The sequence below is a fragment of the Limnobacter alexandrii genome (assembly GCF_005871185.1).
Taxonomy (GTDB): Bacteria; Pseudomonadota; Gammaproteobacteria; order Burkholderiales; family Burkholderiaceae_B; genus Limnobacter; species Limnobacter alexandrii.
The window spans coordinates 39241-58901 of the sequence record NZ_SWKN01000010.1 but is presented as its reverse complement, the minus strand read 5'-3'; the positions used below and the strand labels follow the sequence as shown (position 1 = coordinate 58901).

Annotated in this window: 21 protein-coding genes; 6 read left to right on the top strand and 15 right to left on the bottom strand. The window is 52.3% G+C overall.

Annotation, left to right across the window (positions count from 1 at the left end):
• Window position 1 precedes the first annotated feature (1 nt).
• On the top strand, window positions 2-1282 hold the full coding sequence (locus tag FCS97_RS13330; protein WP_138518929.1) for a THUMP domain-containing class I SAM-dependent RNA methyltransferase: 1281 nt from the start codon (window positions 2-4) through the stop codon (window positions 1280-1282).
• A gap of 1 nt (window position 1283) precedes the next feature.
• Here the strand turns inward: FCS97_RS13330 and FCS97_RS13325 are convergent, their stop codons facing one another.
• Both FCS97_RS13325 and FCS97_RS13320 read right to left on the bottom strand, forming a co-directional pair.
• Complete coding sequence (locus FCS97_RS13325) at window positions 1284-1772, bottom strand: glutathione peroxidase (RefSeq protein WP_138518928.1); 489 nt, start codon at window positions 1770-1772, stop codon at window positions 1284-1286.
• A gap of 57 nt (window positions 1773-1829) precedes the next feature.
• Window positions 1830-2864 carry a type IV pilus twitching motility protein PilT gene (locus FCS97_RS13320; protein ID WP_138518927.1) on the bottom strand — a complete coding sequence of 345 codons (1035 nt, stop codon included), beginning with the start codon at window positions 2862-2864 and terminating at the stop codon, window positions 1830-1832.
• Window positions 2865-2903: 39 nt separating this feature from the next.
• On the opposite strand from FCS97_RS13320, the gene FCS97_RS13315 reads away from it, so the two are divergent.
• Both FCS97_RS13315 and proC read left to right on the top strand, forming a co-directional pair.
• Window positions 2904-3617, top strand: coding sequence for a YggS family pyridoxal phosphate-dependent enzyme (locus FCS97_RS13315; protein ID WP_138518926.1), 714 nt, complete (start codon window positions 2904-2906; stop codon window positions 3615-3617).
• A 15-nt stretch (window positions 3618-3632) separates the two neighbouring features.
• Window positions 3633-4439 (top strand): pyrroline-5-carboxylate reductase, encoded by an 807-nt coding sequence (gene proC, locus FCS97_RS13310; RefSeq protein ID WP_138518925.1) that lies wholly within the window; start codon window positions 3633-3635, stop codon window positions 4437-4439.
• 7 nt (window positions 4440-4446) lie between these two features.
• On the opposite strand, the gene ubiA is transcribed toward proC, so the two are convergent.
• The 3 genes from ubiA to FCS97_RS13295 all read right to left on the bottom strand — a co-directional run bounded on the left by ubiA (window position 4447) and on the right by FCS97_RS13295 (window position 8292).
• On the bottom strand, window positions 4447-5310 hold the full coding sequence (gene ubiA / locus FCS97_RS13305) for a 4-hydroxybenzoate octaprenyltransferase (protein ID WP_138518924.1): 864 nt from the start codon (window positions 5308-5310) through the stop codon (window positions 4447-4449).
• Between the two features lie 3 nt (window positions 5311-5313).
• Window positions 5314-6258 carry a LysR substrate-binding domain-containing protein gene (locus FCS97_RS13300; protein WP_138518923.1) on the bottom strand — a complete coding sequence of 315 codons (945 nt, stop codon included), beginning with the start codon at window positions 6256-6258 and terminating at the stop codon, window positions 5314-5316.
• An 81-nt stretch (window positions 6259-6339) separates the two neighbouring features.
• Complete coding sequence (locus tag FCS97_RS13295; protein ID WP_138518922.1) at window positions 6340-8292, bottom strand: APC family permease; 1953 nt, start codon at window positions 8290-8292, stop codon at window positions 6340-6342.
• 134 nt (window positions 8293-8426) lie between these two features.
• Between FCS97_RS13295 and FCS97_RS13290 the strand changes: the two genes are divergently transcribed.
• Together FCS97_RS13290 and recG are read left to right on the top strand one after the other, a co-directional pair.
• Entirely contained in the window at window positions 8427-8810 is a 384-nt protein-coding gene (locus tag FCS97_RS13290) for a RidA family protein (protein WP_138518921.1), read from the top strand.
• 21 nt (window positions 8811-8831) lie between these two features.
• Window positions 8832-10943, top strand: a complete 2112-nt coding sequence (recG, locus tag FCS97_RS13285; RefSeq protein WP_138518920.1) for an ATP-dependent DNA helicase RecG — start codon at window positions 8832-8834, stop codon at window positions 10941-10943.
• Between the two features lie 111 nt (window positions 10944-11054).
• On the opposite strand, the gene rplS is transcribed toward recG, so the two are convergent.
• The 4 genes from rplS to rpsP form a co-directional block, all read right to left on the bottom strand.
• Window positions 11055-11435 (bottom strand): 50S ribosomal protein L19, encoded by a 381-nt coding sequence (gene rplS / locus FCS97_RS13280; RefSeq protein ID WP_138518919.1) that lies wholly within the window; start codon window positions 11433-11435, stop codon window positions 11055-11057.
• A 120-nt stretch (window positions 11436-11555) separates the two neighbouring features.
• Window positions 11556-12296, bottom strand: coding sequence for a tRNA (guanosine(37)-N1)-methyltransferase TrmD (gene trmD / locus FCS97_RS13275; RefSeq protein WP_138518918.1), 741 nt, complete (start codon window positions 12294-12296; stop codon window positions 11556-11558).
• Window positions 12296-12862 carry a ribosome maturation factor RimM gene (rimM, locus tag FCS97_RS13270; protein ID WP_171035319.1) on the bottom strand — a complete coding sequence of 189 codons (567 nt, stop codon included), beginning with the start codon at window positions 12860-12862 and terminating at the stop codon, window positions 12296-12298. Before rimM ends, trmD begins: the two co-directional genes overlap by 1 nt.
• Window positions 12863-12996: 134 nt before the next feature.
• Window positions 12997-13251, bottom strand: a complete 255-nt coding sequence (gene rpsP / locus FCS97_RS13265) for a 30S ribosomal protein S16 (RefSeq protein WP_008252743.1) — start codon at window positions 13249-13251, stop codon at window positions 12997-12999.
• A 141-nt stretch (window positions 13252-13392) separates the two neighbouring features.
• Between rpsP and FCS97_RS13260 the strand changes: the two genes are divergently transcribed.
• Window positions 13393-13746 (top strand): TM2 domain-containing protein, encoded by a 354-nt coding sequence (locus FCS97_RS13260; protein WP_138518916.1) that lies wholly within the window; start codon window positions 13393-13395, stop codon window positions 13744-13746.
• Between the two features lie 251 nt (window positions 13747-13997).
• Here FCS97_RS13260 and rfaD read toward each other — a convergent pair whose 3' ends face one another.
• The 6 genes from rfaD to rpsA all read right to left on the bottom strand — a co-directional run bounded on the left by rfaD (window position 13998) and on the right by rpsA (window position 19646).
• Complete coding sequence (gene rfaD / locus FCS97_RS13255) at window positions 13998-15008, bottom strand: ADP-glyceromanno-heptose 6-epimerase (RefSeq protein ID WP_138518915.1); 1011 nt, start codon at window positions 15006-15008, stop codon at window positions 13998-14000.
• 11 nt (window positions 15009-15019) lie between these two features.
• Complete coding sequence (gene rfaE1 / locus FCS97_RS13250; RefSeq protein ID WP_138518914.1) at window positions 15020-15943, bottom strand: D-glycero-beta-D-manno-heptose-7-phosphate kinase; 924 nt, start codon at window positions 15941-15943, stop codon at window positions 15020-15022.
• A gap of 13 nt (window positions 15944-15956) precedes the next feature.
• Window positions 15957-17177: a lipopolysaccharide assembly protein LapB gene (gene lapB, locus FCS97_RS13245; protein ID WP_138518913.1), complete on the bottom strand. Its 1221-nt coding sequence runs from the start codon at window positions 17175-17177 to the stop codon at window positions 15957-15959.
• Window positions 17167-17508, bottom strand: a complete 342-nt coding sequence (locus FCS97_RS13240) for a lipopolysaccharide assembly protein LapA domain-containing protein (RefSeq protein ID WP_138518912.1) — start codon at window positions 17506-17508, stop codon at window positions 17167-17169. Before FCS97_RS13240 ends, lapB begins: the two co-directional genes overlap by 11 nt.
• Window positions 17509-17589: 81 nt before the next feature.
• Window positions 17590-17886: an integration host factor subunit beta gene (locus FCS97_RS13235; RefSeq protein WP_008252749.1), complete on the bottom strand. Its 297-nt coding sequence runs from the start codon at window positions 17884-17886 to the stop codon at window positions 17590-17592.
• Between the two features lie 56 nt (window positions 17887-17942).
• Window positions 17943-19646, bottom strand: a complete 1704-nt coding sequence (rpsA, locus tag FCS97_RS13230) for a 30S ribosomal protein S1 (RefSeq protein ID WP_105029927.1) — start codon at window positions 19644-19646, stop codon at window positions 17943-17945.
• Between the last annotated feature and the right edge of the window lie 15 nt (window positions 19647-19661).

Here is a 19661-nt window from a genome sequence, read left to right as displayed (position 1 = left end):
CATGCCCAACTCAAGTCAACACAATTCCACCAAGCAAAGTGTGTTCAAGTGCTTTGCAAGCTGCCCGCGAGGCCTGGAAGAAATTCTGGTGGCTGAACTGGAAACCATGGGCGCTCAAAAAACCCGTGCGGTCACAGGTGGATGTACCTTCGAAGCCAGTTGGCGCCAAGCCACGCGCATGACTTACTGGAGCCGCTTTGCAGGCCGTATCGGGCTTGAATTGGCACGGGGTGAATGTACCAACGAAGAACAGTTTTACAACATTGCCAAGTCAGTGGACTGGTACAACTGGTTCAAGCTGTCCAACACTTTCCGCGTTGATCTGAACAACCTTGGCGCGGACATTCAAAGCGTTCGTTTCACGCAGCTTCGCTTGAAAGACGCCGTGTGCGATGCATTCCTGGAACGATTCGACGAACGTCCGAACGTCAGTGTTGAGTCACCAGATGTTCGAATTTTCGCGGCCATCAATCCCACAGAAGCCATGGTGTACATCGACCTAGCTGGTGAAAACCTGTTCAAGCGTGGCTGGCGCGAAGAAGCGGGCGTTGCACCACTGAAAGAAAACCTGGCCGCAGGCCTGTGGCACATTGCGCGCCAAAGCGAAGCGGGAAAAAACGCCAATGTATTCCTCGATCCGTTTTGCGGCAGCGGTACCTTGGTCATCGAGTCACTTTCGCAGCTGTGCGACCGTGCCCCGGGCCTGGAACGCCCCTTCGCATTTGAAAACCTGAAACCCTTCACCCCGGAATGGGGCAAGGAACTTCAGGAAGACGCCAACCGACGCTTCAATGCAGGGCTGGACAAAGCACTCAACACACCTTACTTCCAATGGTATGCCAGCGACATCACCGAACTGTTGATCGACATTGCCCAAGAAAACCTGGTGCGTGCCGGCTTTGAAGAATTGTTGGGCGCCGGTATTGTTCAATTTGCACAGCGCGATGCGCTCACGGTTGAACCACCCGCCCCCACCGGCATCGTGTTCAGCAACCCGCCTTACGGTGAACGTGTGCGCGCGAAAGGTGCCGATGTGCCGGAGGACGAGGCCTATGAACGCCTGTTCAAAGCCTACGGCGATCATTTGAAAATGAATTTTTCCGGCTGGACAGCATTTCTATTCTCTGGCGATCTGGAAATCAAGAAAACACTGGGCTTAAGCCCCAAGCGCAAGCGTCCCTTGTTCAATGGGCCGATTGAATGCCGTCTGTTCGAAATTCCATTGACCCGTGGTGTATATCGACCACGAGCCAATGCCGAACATTCACCTGAAGAAAACTGATTTATTCTGCCAACAACTTGGCAATGTCCGCCTTCAAATCGGCAGGCTTGGTGGTGGGGGCGTAGCGGTCGTATACCTCACCATTTTTGCGAACCAGAAACTTGGTGAAATTCCACTTGATGGCCTCGGTGCCCAAAATGCCCTTGGCTTGGGAAGTCAGGTACTTGAACAAAGGATGTGCGTCGTTGCCCTTCACATCCACTTTTTCAGCCATCAAAAAATCCACGCCATAGTTCTTTTGGCAAAAACTCGCAATCACGTCTTCAGTGCCAGGCTCTTGCCCGCCAAACTGGTTGCACGGAAACCCGATAATCACTAAACCCTTCTGGCCCAATTCTTTGTGCAGTTCTTGTAAACCCTCGTACTGCGGCGTAAAACCGCATTTGCTGGCGGTGTTCACAATCAACAACACCTTGCCTTGAAAATCAGCCAGGCTCAGCGGTTTGCCATCCAGGGTTTTGCTTGAGAACTCGTACACATTGCTTGCCATGGGAATTGCCTTTCAAGTGAAGATTGAAAGCCAAGTTTACCCGCAAACCAGAATGGCTCAAGCTTGGTTGGACCCCGAAATCACGCTCATCGCCACTTCTCGAGTAATCCTTCCAGTCATCAAAAGCCGCTGTACCGCCTGCTCCATGGTTTGCATGCCATGCTGAGAACCCGTTTGAATCGAGGACAACATTTGCGCCACCTTGCCCTCTCGAATCAAATTTCGAATCGGCGGTGTGGCCATCATAATCTCGTGAGCAGCAACCCGACCACCACCCTGCTTTTTCAGCAAGGTTTGGCAAATCACAGCGCGCAGTGATTCCGACAACATGGCGCGTACCATGCTTTTGTCAGCCGAAGGAAATGCATCAATAATTCGATCGATGGTTTTGGGTGCTGACGAAGTATGAAGGGTTGCAAACACCAAGTGCCCGGTTTCTGCGGCGGTCAGCGCAAGCTGAATGGTTTCAAGATCACGCATTTCCCCAACCAGAATCACGTCAGGATCTTCCCGCAACGCAGACCTTAAAGCCGCGCCAAAAGAATGGGTGTGCTCTCCAAGTTCTCGCTGGTTGATAACGCAATTCATTGGCGTGTGTGTGAATTCAATGGGATCCTCAATGGTCAAAATATGTGCCTTCTGGTTGCGGTTCACATCATCCACCATGGCAGCCAAAGTAGTACTTTTTCCAGAACCCGTGGGCCCGGTTACCAGTACTAAACCATTCGGTTCACGCGCAATTTGTCGAAACACCGCGGGTGCTTCCAGTTCCTCCAGTGTTTTTACGCGGCTGGGTACCACTCGAAACGCGGCAGCAGCTCCCCTGCTTTGCATGAACGCATTCACACGGAAACGCGACAAACCATCCACTGAAAAGCTGTAATCACATTCATGCGACTGTTCCCAACCTTGCCATTGCGCTTCTGTCATCGACCCTTGAATCAGTCGATAAATCTCACGGTGCCCCAGCACTGACTCGCTCAGTTTGCGCATTTCACCGTTTACGCGGACCATGGGTGGCATGTCTGCCGACAAGTGCAAATCCGATGCGTGCTCCTCCACAGCCCAGGTCAACAATTCGGTCAGTGTCATATGGCTATAATCTCCCTTTAAGCATTGAATTGATGCACCATGAGCCGAGCCACACAACTGGCTGACATTCAAAGCCGAATCAAGAACGCATGCAGCAAAGCTGGCCGACCTAGCTCGGCTGTCAAGCTGCTGGCAGTCAGTAAAACTTTTCCCCTAAGCGACATACTCGAGTTTTACAACTTCGGGCAAACCGCCTTTGGTGAAAATTACCTGCAGGAAGCACTGGATAAAATCACCCAGCTGGCTGATCACCCCAATGCGCAAACAATCAATGCCAACATTGAATGGCATTTCATTGGCCCCATTCAAAGCAACAAAACAAAAGCAATTGCGGAGAACTTTTCCTGGGTACACAGTGTTGATCGCTTCAAGATTGCACAGCGTTTGTCAGATCAACGGCCCGACAAGCTTGCTCCCTTGAATGTGTTGGTGCAAATCAACACCTCTGGTGAAGACAGTAAATCGGGTATCAGCCCGGAACAGGCATTCGATTTGTGCATGCAAATTCAGGGCTTGAACAACATTGCGTTGCGTGGGTTGATGACGATTCCCAGCAACACCGACAATATCGAGCAACTGAAAGCTGAATTTTTAAAGTGCAAATCAATTTTCGATTCGCTCAATTCAAAGGGCCTGAGCATGGACACACTTTCAATGGGCATGTCCGCAGACCTGGAACTGGCGATTGAATGTGGCTCAACTTGCGTGCGTGTGGGCTCGGCCCTGTTTGGCGCACGCGACTACTCAAAATAAACACACGGAATCACGATGCAAAAAACTCTATTCATTGGCGGCGGCAACATGGCGTTTGCCATTCTTGGCGGATTAATTGGCAGTGGCGTACCCGCCAGCGCATTTCATGTGCTTGACCCCAGCCCGGAAGCAGCCGCAAAAATGTCTACTTTGAATATTCAGTGCACCACCGATTGGCCAGGCAATTTCATCCCGGACATTGTGGTGCTTGCCGTGAAACCTCAACTGATGCAAAGCGTACTGAACAGCCAGGCGGCGCATTTGAAAAACATGCTGATCATCAGTATTGCAGCTGGCGTAAGTGTGGCTCAAATTCAGGACTGGAGTCAGCAACACCAGGCACGGGTGGTGCGTTGCATGCCCAACACGCCCGCCTTGGTGTCACAAGGTATCTCGGGCTTGTTTTTCACTGCCAATTGTTCTGAAGAGGATCGCAACATTGCCCGGCAAATCTTCAGCAGTTGTGGTGAGGTACTGGTACTGAATAATGAAGACGAAATCAATGCAGTCACAGCGATTTCCGGCAGCGGTCCTGGCTATGTGTTTTTCCTGATGGAGGCATTGGCAAAGGCAGCGAAGAACCTGGGATTCAATGAAGCGCAGGCCAACTTGCTGGTGAGCCAAACTTTTCTCGGAGCTGCCACGCTGGCCAGGCAGTCCGATGATTCATTCGCCACCCTGCGGGAGAAAGTCACCAGCAAAGGTGGTACTACTTTTGCCGGGCTAGAGCAGTTGCGCACACTGGGTGTGCAAGAAGCAATTGACAGCGCAGCCAAAGCCGCCTGTGCACGCGCTGTGGAGCTGCAAAAAGGTAGCAACTAAATTTAACTCAGAGGTACTGCAGCACCAGGCCCGCAAACAAGGCAGCACCCAGCCAGTTGTTGTGTAAGAACGCTTTAAAACACAGCGCACGGTCTCGATTGCGAATCAGCGTAAAGTGATAGGCGGCAATTCCCGCAGCGCAAACCCAGCCCAGCCAAAAAGCAGGGCCATAAGCCTGCAAGCTGGCCACCCAAGCCCAAATCAACAGGCTGGCTGCGTAGCACACCACAATGCCCGCTACATCATATCGGCCTAGCGTTATCGCAGCCGTTTTGATGTTCAATTTCAAATCATCTGGCTTGTCGACCAGCGCATATTCCGTGTCGTAAGCCACGGTCCAAAATACATTGGCAACAAAAACAAGCCACGCGTACCCGGGCACAGTGCCCTGTACAGCCACAAACGCCATGGGAATCGAAAAACCAAATGCAATGCCCAAATATGCCTGCGGCATCGGAAAAAAACGCTTGGTGAACGGGTAGCTGCCTGCCAAAAAAGCGGCGGGAATACTCATCAAAATCACAGGCCATCCCAAAGGCAAGGTAATCAGCAAAGCGAGAATTGCCAAAGCCGCCGCCAAGAGCAAAGCCTCTTTTTCACCAATACGCCCGCTGGTCAAAGGCCGGTTACGGGTTCGTTCTACATGCAAGTCAATGTCACGGTCCGCATAATCGTTAATGGCGCAACCCGCAGAACGCATCAACACCACGCCCGCAACAAATATTAGAAGCACATGCCAGGGCGGCATGCCTTCAGCCGCCATCCACAACCCCCACAGCGTGGGCCACATCAAGAGCAAGATCCCGATTGGCTTGTCCAGGCGCAACAGCAGGTAATAGTCCCGCAGACGCGCCTTGTTCAAAACGGTCATCACTTATCGCACCATTTGGGGTGCATCCAGAAACTCAACACCATTGAGGTCGCACGCCATAATTGCATCGCGCAAGGCCTCCAGCGCTTCACGCCGGCCAAAACTTTTTCGCCACACCAATGCCACGGTTCGTCGCGTGTCATCGTCGGCCAAGGGAATGTAAGTCAGCAAACTTTCTTTGGGTACCGGGTTTGGAACTGAACTGGAAGGCAGCACCGTGATCCCCACACCGGAAGCAACCATGTGGCGAATGGTTTCAAGAGAACTGCCCTCGAAGGTGCGCTGAATGCCTTCAGACGATTGAGAAAATCGCGACAGTTCCGGGCACACACCCAAAACCTGATCCCTGAAACAATGCCCTGTGCCCAGCAACAACATGTTCTCACTGCGAAGGTCATCAGACTTGATTGATTTTTCGTTGGCCCAGCGGTGAGACTTTGGCAAGGCCACCATGAATGGCTCGTCGTACAAAGGCTGAATCACAAAACCCGATTCGTTGATTGGCAGCGCCAACACTGCCACATCAATTTCCCCCTGCTTCAGCAACTCCAGCAAGCGCACCGTAAAATTTTCTTGCAGCACCAAGGGCATGGAGGGCACGCGCTCAATCATGCTGGAGACCAAACCCGGCAACAAATAGGGCCCAATGGTATAGATGACACCCACACGCAGGGGGCCAGCCAACGGGTCCATACCCTGCTGGGCAATGCTTTTGATCGCCGATGCTTCCTCGAGTACGCGCTGCGCTTGAACCACAATTCGCTCACCCACAGGCGTCAACGACACTTCGCTGGACCCCCGTTCAAAGAGGGAAACACTGAGCTCTTCTTCAAGCTTTTTAATCGCGACGGACAAGGTGGGCTGGCTGACAAAACAGGCATCCGCAGCACGGCCAAAATGCTTTTCGCGGGCCAACGCCACAATGTACTTGAGTTCGGTGAGGGTCATTTAATTTTGCTATCAAAACTGCGAGTGCAATTATTATTGCAAACGCAGCCACATCAAGCAACACATCTTTTGTTCGAAACCTTAAAGACGCATGGGCAAAATCACCATTTGCTGGCCAGCGTTGTGCAAACGGCGTTGAAGTTCCAATGCAGCCTGATTGTGCAACAAGCGGGTCAGAATGTTTTCATTCTCAAACACCAGCTTGCTGGTGAAGAAAATTGCATTGGGATGGTTTTCAGCAACCGCCTTCGCCAGGTTCGTTAGCTCTTCCACCGCGTCCGTTCCGAAAGACAAATAACTCTTGGCACGCAAACCGTGGCTGCGACAGAAGTTCACGAAGTAGTTCAGTGAAACAGAAGCATCCACGCGCATTGCTTCAAGCGCTTCACGACCACCGTAGGCCTTGGAGTCTACAGTGCGTGCATTCATGAACACGAAATTCTGAAAGTGGTTGGGAAACATGCGCTGCACCCAAAGCAAGGCGTGCAAGCCACCACCCCGGCTGTTGCCCACAATGAACACCGCCGTGTTGCCATCGGGAATCAACTCGGGTGGCGAGTGTGCCGAGCCATACTGCGCCATGGCAAACACTTCATCAATCTTCGCAATTTTTTCTTTGGTTTCCCGGTAGTGGTTGCGTACCCACAAGCACACCACCACCACCACCGTGGTGATCAGCATGGTGATCCACCCACCTTGAAAAAACTGGGTAATGATGGTGCCCAACAAGATCGAAGCAGAAACAGCAAAGCCCAGCGACGCTGACAAGAAGCCTTTGACGAAACGTTTCTCGTGTCGATTTTTGAGCCAATAAACGCAAAGTCCCAGCATGGAAAGGCTGAACACGATAAACACATTGATGGAGAACAGCACCACCAACAAATCCACATTCGCATCGCTTAGGTAAATGGCCAGCAAAGCCAAACCGCCCATCAACATAATGCCGTTCTTGGTCACAAAACGGTTGGACAGGTAGCGGAACTGGTGAGGCAACCAGGAGTCAATTGCCATGGTCGACAACACCCGCGGGCCTACAGCAAAAGCGACATGGGCTGCCAGTAACAACACCGCCGTTTCCAGCCCCAGCATGACCAACAATCCCAGAATGACATAAGGCCAGTCCCAGCCAAGGTCGGTAAACACCCTTTCGAACAACACACCATTCAGAGCCATCGTGGGCTCAATGTTCACGTCCCACAACAAATACAAAGCGGCCAGGCTTGCTGCTGCAAAAGCCAGGGCACAGGCCACGTAGGCCAACATTTTCCGACGGTTCTCGCTGCTTTGCCTGTAGCGGCTTAACTGCACCGTGTCTGAAGCGGCCTCAATGCCGGTGTAGGTACCACCGCCCAGAAAAAAGCCACGCGCAAAAATTGCCAACACCGGCAACCAGCCCAAAGTATTCAGATCAGACTCGGTGGTTTCAATACTGCGCTTTACCACCCCACCGATGTCCTGAAAGTGGTCAGAAAAACCCACCAGAATGAAAACCAGGTGAGTCAACAGAAAAGCCACAAACAAGTACTTGAAAGGTTTCAGGTTCAGGTGGCGTCCCTGAATGTGGAAATTCATCAGCGCAAGCATCAGGGCCATTGAAACCCACACCCGGTACTCGTAAAAGTACGGTGGCAAAAAGCTGAACATCAAGTGCGTCGATGCACTGATGCCCAAAGCCACCATCAACACATAATCCACCAACAACGCCGCACCAGCGATCAAACCCACCCTGGGGCCCAGCAAATTGGTGGCCATGGCATAGCCACCGCCGCCCTTTGGAAAAAGCTCGGTGACACGGAAATAGGTCAGCGAAACAAGAAGAATTGACAGGGCCGTCAACAGCCCCAGAAACAACAGCAAATGCCGAGAATCACCCAGCGCCTTGAATGATTCCTCAGGCCCAAAAGCCACAGAAGCCAAACCACAGGCACCTACAGCAACCCAAGCATACTTCTCGGAGAAAATATCGTCGCGTTCCCCCGCCTCCAGGGACGAAGACGCAGAGCGCGGCGAAGCCGGTTTTTGGGTTTGACTCATGCCTACATTGCAGCGCAACAAACAAGTCGAGTATGGTATACCGTCCCCAAGGGCAACACAATGCACCACTCAGCGTTATCATTGCAAATGAACGCAATTAGATTCCTTTACCCAAACATTCTCGAATTCTGAACATGACACAAGCCACCGTTGTATCTACCTCCAAAGCCCCCGCCGCCATTGGGCCCTACAGCCAAGCCATCAAACTGGGCAACCTGGTGTTCACCTCCGGTCAAATTGGCCTGAACCCCGCCACAGGTGATCTCGTAGGCCCCAGCACAGAAGAACAGGCGCGCCAGGCATTCACCAATCTGAAAGCAGTGGCCGAAGAAGCCGGTGGAAGTCTTGCCAATGTGGTGAAGTTCACCCTGTTTCTAACCGACTTGAGTGAATTCGCCCAGGTCAACGCGATCATGCAGGAATATGTGTCTGCACCCTTCCCAGCTCGATCCACTGTGGGTGTTGCCAGCCTGCCCAAAGGCGCACGCTTTGAAGTTGAAGCCATTCTGGCCCTGTAACAGCGCCCTCAAGCCACGCACTTGACCGCAGCAGCCCCAACCCAACAGCCCGGCTTCGAGGAGCTGCTGCCGCTGCCGACGACCATTTCAGACGCGGTCGCAAGCCTGCTGACCGCCCCGCACTGGATGGGGCTGGCACTTCACCTGCCACTTCGTTTTGAAGACAAGGCATCAATTACGGCGATGGACTCGCTTCAAGTGGGTCAGAAAGTGAACTTGCTGGCCACCGTGGTGGGCAATGAAGTGCAGTACCACCCCAGAAAACAACTGCGGGTTTGGGTTGAAGACGGCGACACCACCTTGCTGTTGCGCTGGCTTCATTTTTATCCCGGTTTGCAACAAAAACTGAGCGAAGGCACCCGGATCCAGGTCAGCGGCCAAATTCGCCAAGGCTATGGCACTTTCGAGATGGTTCACCCCACCGTCAAAATTGCGCCACCTGGAAGCTTGGACGAGAACACCAACCCAACAGTACAAGCCACAGGTGCGAATGCCGTGCTGGAACCCGTATACCCCAGCACCGGGCAACTAAAACAAAGTGACTGGCACCGCTGGATGAAAAAGCTTCCAGCAGCTTGTTTCATCGATACCCTGCCCATCCATTTGTGTAAAAAATACAAGTTGCTACCCTGGCCCCTTGCCTTACAAACCCTGCACGGCCAGGCCAAACCCGAAGAACTCTACAACTTGAATTTGCGCACCCACCCCGCTTGGACGCGGGTGAAGGTGGATGAACTGTTGGCCCAGCAGCTTTTGTTGCGTGAGTACCGCCAACAACGCACCCAGGAAAAAGCAAGCCCACTGAAAGCCCCGAAAACCTCAAAAACCAGCCTGCTTGGGCAGTTCATGGCCCAGTTGCCCTTCAAGCTGACAGGAGCCCAAGAACGTGCCTGCCAGGAAATTTTCGAAGACCTCGCCAACCCCTACCCCATGCAACGCCTGCTTCAAGGCGATGTGGGAAGCGGGAAAACACTGGTGGCTGCAATGGCCTGTTTGCGCGCTGTCGAGAACGGCAAACAGGCTGCAATTTTGGCCCCCACAGAAGTACTGGCAGCACAACACCACCACAAGCTAAGCCCACTGTTTGATGCGGTAGGCGTGCGCTGCGCAAAGTTGCAAGGGGCCATGAAAAAAAGTGAAAAAGACCGCGCCTTGAAAGCACTGGCCGCCGGTGAGGTGGATGTGATTATTGGCACGCATGCCCTGGTTCAGGACCATGTGGAATTCAAAGCCTTGGCACTGGTTGTGGTGGATGAACAGCACCGCTTTGGTGTGGCCCAGCGCCTGTCACTGATTGCCAAGGCAAACAACGGGCATTTGGCCCACCAACTCATGATGAGTGCGACACCCATTCCTCGCACCTTGGCGCAAACCTATTTGTCTGACCTTGCAGTATCCAGCCTGGATGAAAAACCACCAGGCCGAAAACCCATCATCACCAAGCTGCTGTCCCAAAAAAAACGGAATCAACTCATTTCAGCCATTGAAGTTGAAATTGACAAAGGGCAACAAGTGTACTGGGTCTGCCCGTTGATCGAAGAAAGCGAAACGCTCGATCTTCAAGCTGCACAGGCCACCTACACCGACTTGTGCGAACAACTGCCCACACGGCGAATCGGCCTGCTACATGGCAAACAGGACAACAAACTGAAACAGACCACCATGGCTGCGTTTGCAGCCGGTGAACTCGATTTGCTGGTGTCCACCACAGTGATTGAAGTGGGCGTGGACGTGGGCAACGCCAGTTTGATGGTGATTGACCAGGCGGAACGTTTTGGCCTGGCCCAACTTCATCAACTCCGAGGCCGTGTTGGGCGCGGCAGCGTGCAAAGCGTGTGCGTGCTGCTGTATGGCGGGCCTTTGTCAAACACCTCCAAATTGCGCTTGAAAGCCATGCATGAAAGCGATGATGGATTTTATCTGGCTGAAAAAGACCTGGAAATTCGGGGCCCCGGCGAACTGCTGGGCAAGCGGCAATCTGGTTTGCCCATGATGCGCTATGCCGACCCACTGGTGGACAAAGACCTGCTGGATTTGGCCAGAACCCTGGCGCAACAAATGCCACCGGAAGCAGAGAACACGCGTCGGCACATACAACGGTGGATTGAAGAAACACCTTGGTGGTTAAGCTAAGTTGCCCTCTTCGAGCTCAGGATTCACGAATGCGAGACAACAAAAAAGCCAGTTCACTGAACTGGCTTTTCTGACTGCTGCGGCATTTCTGCCCCGTGAACTACAGACTGCTTATTGGGCAGATTGCTTGTTCACACGGTTTGGCAACTTTTCCTTGATACGTGCGGACTTGCCAGAGCGATCGCGCAGGTAGTACAGCTTGGCGCGGCGAACATCACCACGACGCTTCACTTCAATCTTTTCGATGGAAGGTGAGTACATCTGGAATGTACGCTCTACACCTTCGCCAGATGAAATCTTGCGAACGATGAAAGACGAATTCAGACCACGGTTACGACGGGCAATTACCACGCCTTCGTAGGCCTGCAGACGCGAACGTGTACCTTCGATTACGCGAACGCTTACGATTACTGTGTCGCCAGGGGCGAACTCGGGAATTTCTTTACCCAAGCGAGCAATTTCTTCTTGCTCAAGTTGTTGAATCAAATTCATTGATAGCTCCAAGTCATCATTCACGGGCTTTTTTGGCTCAATAAATTGAGTTTGCACCGCCAGAGGATGAAAAAATTAAAAGGTGTTTGCCTGCCGGTTTGATGCAAGCAATCCACCAACCTAAACCTCCTTGCCAGTTTTCCCGGCTTGATTCGTCGAATCAGGCGCAAAGCTTTCCAGCAATTCAGGTCGATAACGTTCCGTGTAAGCTTTCGCTTGCTCAAAACGCCAACTCTCTATTTTGGCATGATTTCCAGACAAAAGCACGTCCGGAACTGCTTTATTTTCAAAAACTTCCGGTCGAGTGTAGTGCGGACAGTCCAGCAAACCCGCCTCAAACGAATCCTGAGTCGCAGACAAGGCATGATTCAACACATCAGGCAACAAACGCACCCATGCATCAACAAAACAGGCCACCGCAAGTTCACCACCCGACAGTACAAAATCACCCAAACAGTAGGTTTGATCCACGTACGCATCGATAAAGCGCTGATCCACACCCTCGTAGCGGCCACACAATAAAATTGCACCGGTACCCTGATCACTCATCGCCCGAATGTTGGCCTGTTGAAGCAATGGACCGTGCGGCGTGAGAAACACCACAGGAGCCTGGTCGCCGCGTTCAGAACGAATCGCTTTGACACAGCGCACCAAAGGTTCAGCCAGCATCACCATGCCCGGGCCACCGCCGTAAGGCCTGTCATCCACAGTTCTGTGGGGGTCCTCGGTGAAATCGCGCGGATTCCAGCAATTCAGTTCAAACAACTGCTTCTTGAAAGCCCTGCCAACCACACCCAACTCAATCAAATTCGGAAACTGGTCGGGAAAAAGCGTGATCACGTCAAAGCGAGGACCTGGCATCAGTAGTCTTCCTGCCAGTCCGCTTGAATTTGCTTGGCCTGCGTGTCTACATTCAAAACATAGGCTGCCACGAATGGAATCAGCATGTCCTGCTCAGCTTCGCCCTTGACCGACAAAATAGGGTGCGCGCCATGGTCAACAACCTGAACAACTGTACCCAACACCCTGCCTTGCAAGTTGCTCACCACACACCCCACCAAATCGACCCAATAGTACTCACCCTCAGCAGGAGCGGGAAACCGTGCGCGCGACACATAAACCCGGCGCCCCTTGAATTGGGCTGCCAGTTCTGGCTGCTCTACCCCCTCAAGATGGGCAACAATGCGGCTGGAGTGTGACTTGCTTTGCAAGACACGAAAAGGCTCAAACACAAGGTCTTCGAATTTCGGCTGCGCTGTGCGACCAACCGCGGCCCCTTCGGAGGCTGGCAGGCGCGAAACCCACCACTGCTTGCTCTTTAGCAACACATCGGGCTCTTCAGACGAAGGCAACACATTGACCCAGCCCTTCAGGCCGTAGGGTTCACCAATTCGGCCCAGTTCTACCAAATCGTCGGGTACGTTCATGCTCGGTGTCCAAAAATGGCAAACCATCAAACCAAAAACAAAAGTCCGCGAACGGAGCATCCACGGACTTTGTATCACAACCTGCTTTCTAGCTTGCGTGTGATCCGGACCAAGCCGGATCGCAATCGCTTGTATTAAGCAGCTTGCTTGGCGTTGTATTCACCCACCAAGCGCTCTACTGTAGAAGAGCACTGTGCACCAACGCTTTTCCAGTAGGTCAGGCGATCCATGGCAATACGCAGGCCTTCAGAGCCTTCAGGTGCTACTGGGTTGTAGAAACCGATGCGCTCGATGAAACGGCCATCGCGACGGTTGCGTGAATCAGCAGCCACCAGGCTATAAAATGGGCGCTTTTTAGAACCACCACGTGCGAGTCGAATGACGACCATAATTTCCTCTATTAAATTAGTGCCTGCAGCACAAACTTTGGCCACTGCAAACGAATGAATCATTGGGATTTCGACACACGAAATCCGATAACCCGCTATTATAGCCAGCGTAATCCAATCTAACAAGCAGTGTTTTAAAAAATGAATGCATCACCCCAAGAACCCTTTAAATCCAAGCTTTTGTTCTGCTGGCTTGCCCTGCTCACCGGCGCCATTGGCGGTCACTGGATTTATGCGGGTAAAAAACGTTTCTGGTTTTACATGCTGACCTTTCCCTTGTCAGCTTTTGCAGGCTGGATAGACACCATGCGCTATGGCCTGATGAAAGACGAACAATTCAATGCCTTGCTGAACCCCGAATACCCGGTTGATACGCGACAAACCACTGGCGCCGTGGTGGTGTCGATAGCCCTTTCCCTGGCGTTTGGCATGACCGCCCTGATGGCCACACTGGCCATGGTGTTTCAATGGTATTTCAGCGGCATAGTAAGCTGAACCGTGAGTTAAGCACCGCCGCCCGACCGGTGCGTGCAAAAAAAAGCCCGCTTGAAAAAGCGGGCTTAACAGGGCTTGAGGAGACAGAGACACTTGCTTGGTCGCAATGCTCGCCCCTAGGGGGAGTATGCGATTGCACAAGCAGTTGGCCTACCCTTAAAACGTGGGGGAACCCCATCGCTTTGCGGGCGACTCGGTTCAAGAGGCCGAATCAACCAACATTAATAAGTGTCAGCGCCACCACTTTAGTTTCATGGTTTCAAGTATTTTTTAATCAAACGCCCCACATACCGCGCCACACCTACTTCTACGCTGTAAAAACTTCCGGTGTAACCCGCAGCACGCAAATTGTTTAAGTCGGCTTGAGTGTAGCTTTGGTACTTGCCTTTTAAAGCATCCGGAAACTCAATGTATTCAATAAAACCACCCTGCACTGCCTCCTGCAAGTTCAAAACTGCACTGCCCTGGCTTTCACGCAAAGTGTTCAGTGTGGTCAAGGCGACATCATTGAAGGTTTGTGCACGCCCTGTGCCCAAGTTGTACACGCCCGAAGGCGCGGTATTGGCGTGCTCGAAAAAAAACATGTTTACTTTGACCACGTCTTCAATCGATACAAAATCCCGCTGTTGGCAGCCAGCCTCATAACCCCCGTAAGGGCCAAACAACTTGACTGAACCACCCTCACGGAACTGGTTGAAGTTGTGAAAAGCCACCGAGGCCATGCGACCTTTGTGCTGCTCACGATCGCCGTACACATTGAAATACCGAAAGCCGAATACCGGCGCCTTCAAGCCAGTTTTCATTTGCCGACGCAGCACCTGGTCAAACAAAAACTTGGAATAGCCATACACGTTCAGCGGTTTTTCAACCTCACGGTTCTCAAAGAATTCCGTGCTACCACCGTAAACCGCCGCCGATGACGCATACAGGAATGGTGTTCCCGTGCGTTGTGCCCACTCAAACAGGGTTTGGGTGTAGCGAAAATTGTTGGTCATCATGTAGTTGCCGTTGTGCTCCATGGTGTCGGAGCAAGCACCCTCATGAAAAATCGCATCAAATTTGCCAAACTCGCCACGCTCAATGCGAGCGAGAAAATCAGCTTTGTCCAGGTAATCGGAAATTTCACAATCCACCAGGTTCAAAAACTTGTCACCCTTGGTCAGGTTGTCTACAGCCAGCACCTCGGTAATGCCGCGTTCATTCAATGCCTTTACCAAATTGCTGCCGATTAAACCCGCTGCTCCGGTCACAATCACTTTCATCATCAAATCCTTTAATTTAACTCTTCCGGCAATATCACCGCAGTACCCAACTTGCCGACCACCACACCACCGGCCTTGTTGGCCAAGGCCACGCTGTCAGGCAGGCTCATTCCAGAACCCACTGCACAGGCCAGTGTGGCGATGACAGTGTCGCCAGCGCCGGATACATCAAATACCTCGCGGGCCTGCGCAGGCACATGAAAACTTCCATCGGCTGTAAACAGCGTCATACCCTCTTCTGAACGCGTCAGCAACAAAGCCCCCAAACTCAAACGCTCACGCAAGGTTTGCGCTTTTTCAATCAACTGGGCTTCGGTTTTCCAGCTGCCCATCACCTGTTTGAACTCCGATCGATTCGGCGTTAACACCGATGCACCCGCGTACTTGCCATAGTCATCCCCCTTGGGATCAACCAAGGTAGTTTTGCCTGCCTTTTTACACAAGGCAATCATTTCGGCCACGTGCTCCAGGCTGCCCTTGCCATAATCGGAGAACAGCACCACATCATGCTTGGCGTATTCCTGCTCAAACAACTCCATTTTCGTGGTCAATTGTTCGGGCGAGGGGCGCTCCTCGAAATCAATGCGCACCAGCTGCTGCTGACGGGCAATGACACGCAGCTTAACCGTGGTGGGAAAATTCGGGTCTTTCAGCAAACGTGAACGTACACCACTTTTTTCAAGCAAAGCCTCAACGGTATGGCCCGGTTCATCGTTGCCCACCACGCCCATCAAACAAAGCTGCGCACCCAGTGAACTGGCGTTAATCGCCACGTTGGCCGCACCACCCAGGCGTTCGTCCTTGGTGCCCACCAGCACAACAGGCACTGGCGCTTCCGGAGAAATGCGCTCTACATCACCGAACCAATAGCGGTCCAGCATGACATCGCCGACCACTAGAATTTTTGCATCTTTGAATTGGGACCTGTCGACCATTGTTCAGCCTGTTTTAATGGGTATGAGCCTGGGTATGTGCTGCCTTTTTTGCAGACACAGGATAAAAATCAAGTTCCTCGGCGCGGCGCGGCACAATCGAATCCCAATTGGCGCAACCCGGACACTGCCAGTAAAACTTCTTGGCCTGAAAACCGCAAGACTGACAACGATAACGCTCCAGGCGCTGCGTATGTTTTGAAATCAACTCGCGCGTCAAGCGAAGGTCTTGCATTCTGTCGTCGTCGAGCTTGCCACGCAGCTGGTGCTCAAGCAATTTGTCCAAGCCCAGCAAGCTGGGGCGGGCACGCACCTGCTCGCGCAACAATTCAAATGCCGCAAATGGCCCTTTCGTCTCTTCAACAGCTTGCGCCAACACCAATAGCAAATCAATCGAAGGATACATGGTGCAGTATTCCAGCAAGGCTGCAATACCCTCTTCTTCACGTTCAAGTTTCTTGAATGCAGCCCACATGTTCGGCCCCACCAAGGGCAGGTACCAAGGATTCTGTCGTTCAGCTGCCCGCCACTGGCCAATGGCCTCTTCAAACTGGTTTTGAGTAAAGTAAATGTCACCCAGCAACAAAGAGGCCCGCACGTTCTGTGCATCGGTCAGCAAAGCATTTTGCAACTCGGCCTTGCCCTTGTTCAAATCGCCCGCATCAATGAATTGGGCTGCAAGTTCACAGTAAAAGTGTGCAATATCACCCGCAGGAACATCAGCGCCGTATTCGCGAAGTTTGTGCGCTTGCGCAATCGCCTTGTCCCACGCTTTCTCCAGCTCGTACAGCTCAAGCAACTGGCGCGAAGCCTCGGCTTTCATGTCCGATCCCGACAAACTGTGAAAAGCCTGCTCGGCACGGTCCAGAATACCGGCCCGTAAAAAATCCACACCCAGTTCATAGGTGGCTTTTTCTCGGTCTGCCGGCGTAATTTGTTCGCGTGTGGTCAAAAACTGGTGAACCCGAATTGCACGATCAATTTCACCCTTTTTACGAAACAAGTTGGCCAAAGCAAAATGCAACTCTACGGTGTGGGTGTCGATCGCTGCCACTTCCAGAAAAGCATCAATCGCCTTGTCAGGCTGCTCGCTCAACAAGAAATTGACACCTTTGAAATAGGATGCTGGCAGTTGACCACGCTCAGATGCGTCTGAACGTTTTTCAAGGCGTGCCGCCATCCATCCCAAGCTGAATATCAGCGGGATGAGTACCAACCACCAGGTTTCAAATTCCATGGCTTGGGCCTATCGGCAAGGCCGGCATGGGTTCTTCAACGACAACAGGTGCATTACCCTGCGCTTTAAGTTGAGTCAGTTCTCGCTCAAGGCGTTCCGCATTTTTGGAGGCCACAGAGGCAGCACGTTTGGCTTTTAACCAGGAAGGCAACAAGGAAATCCAGGCGAATACTGCACCCAACAGCAAGGCCAACAACAATGCAACCACCAGTTGCACCTGAATTTCAAGCCCAGGCAACCATTTGACGGTGACTAAATCGGTATTTCGAATGGAAAAGGTGAGAACAACAAGGAAGAGTGCAAGGCGCACTACCCAGGCAAGTATTTTCAAGGTGGTCCCCTGTTTGTAGTTGGATCAACGCCGATTCATTCATCGGCGTGATAACTCAGGCTTCACCGAAGAACGATCGAATTAACTCTCTTTCTTGGAGTATAAATCAACTCGCTCGCGTAGCTCTTTGCCGGGCTTAAAGTGTGGCACGCGCTTTTCAGGCACAACCACTTGTTCGCCTGATTTTGGATTGCGACCCACGCGCTGAGGGCGACGGGTCAGAGAAAAACTGCCGAACCCACGGATCTCGATGCGCTGACCTTCGGCCAAGGCTTGAGTCATGGAATCAAGAATGCTTTTGACAGCGAAGTCCGTGTCGCGCACAGGCAACTTGGGGAAACGCTTGACCAGCTGATTGATGAGTTCTGATTTTGTCATTGTTCTTAAAATAAAAAGGCGCTTCCCGAACAGGAAGCGCCACTTCTACAGACTGATTACTGGTTGTTACCCAGTTTTGCTTTCAACAACGCGCCCAGGCTGGTGGTACCAGCAGAGCCTGCGCTTTCTTCAGCAATTTTCTTCATGGCTTCATCGGTATCAACCTGGTCTTTGGCCTTGATGGACAAAGCGATCGAGCGAGCCTTGCGGTCCACGTTGATCACCATGGCTGTTACAGCATCACCTTCCTTGTATGCATTGCGAGCATCTTCAACGCGATCGTTGGAGATTTCGGAAGCACGCAGGTAACCTTCAATGTCGTCACCAAGGTCTACAACCACGCCCTTGGCATCTACTGATTTAACAGTACCGTTGACCATGCTGCCACGGTCGTTGGAAGACGCAAATACGGTGAAGGGGTCGCCAGACAACTGCTTGATGCCCAAGCTGATGCGCTCACGCTCAGTGTCGATGGCCAACACCAAGGCTTCGACTTCGTCACCTTTCTTGAAACGACGCACGGCTTCTTCACCGGTTTCGTTCCAGGACAGGTCGGACAGGTGCACCAGACCATCGATGCCACCAGGCAAACCGATGAACACGCCAAAGTCAGTGATCGACTTGATTGCGCCAGATACCTTGTCGCCTTTCTTGAAGCTGGTGGAGAACTCTTCCCAAGGGTTGGCTGCACATTGCTTCATGCCCAGGCTGATACGACGACGCTCTTCGTCAATTTCCAGAACCATGACTTCAACTTCGTCGCCCAACGTAACCACTTTCTTGGGATCGACGTTCTTGTTGGTCCAGTCCATTTCAGACACGTGTACCAAGCCTTCGATGCCTTGCTCAACTTCAACAAATGCGCCGTAGTCAGTGATATTCGTAACCTTTCCGAACAAGCGTGTGTCGGCTGGGTAGCGACGTGACAAACCGACCCATGGGTCTTCGCCAAGCTGCTTCACGCCCAAGGACACGCGGTTCTTTTCCTGGTCGAACTTCAACACTTTTGCTTCGATTTCTTCGCCAACTGTCAGCACTTCTGACGGGTGACGTACACGACGCCATGCCAGGTCGGTGATGTGCAACAGACCATCGATACCGCCCAGGTCCACGAACGCGCCGTAGTCGGTGATGTTCTTGACGATGCCCTTGACCACAGAACCTTCCTGCAGGTTGGACAGGAGCTTTTCACGCTCTTCACCCATAGTGGCTTCAACCACTGCACGGCGCGACAATACAACGTTGTTGCGCTTGCGATCCAGCTTGATCACCTTGAATTCGAGGGTTTTGCCTTCGAATGGGGTGGTGTCTTTTACGGGGCGCACATCTACCAGTGAACCTGGCAGGAAAGCACGGATGCTGTTGACCATCACTGTCAGGCCGCCCTTCACCTTGCCGGTGATGGTACCTGTCACCAGCTCGCCTGATTCCAGGGCTTGCTCCAGGCTCAGCCATGCGGACAGGCGCTTGGCCTTGTCGCGTGACAACAGTGTTTCGCCGTAACCGTTTTCCAGCGCTTCGATGGCCACGGAGATGAAGTCACCGTCGTTGACTTCGATATTGCCGTGGTCGTCTTTGAATTCTTCGAGAGGGATGTAGCTTTCAGATTTCAGCCCGGCATTCACAACAACGTAGTTGTAATCAACACGAACAACTTCGGCTGTGATCACTTCACCTGCACGCATTTCTTTGCGATTCAGGCTTTCTTCAAACATAGCTGCAAAGCTATCTGGGGCTTGGGTAATTTCAGTTGTGGTCATAAATTTGAGATTTAA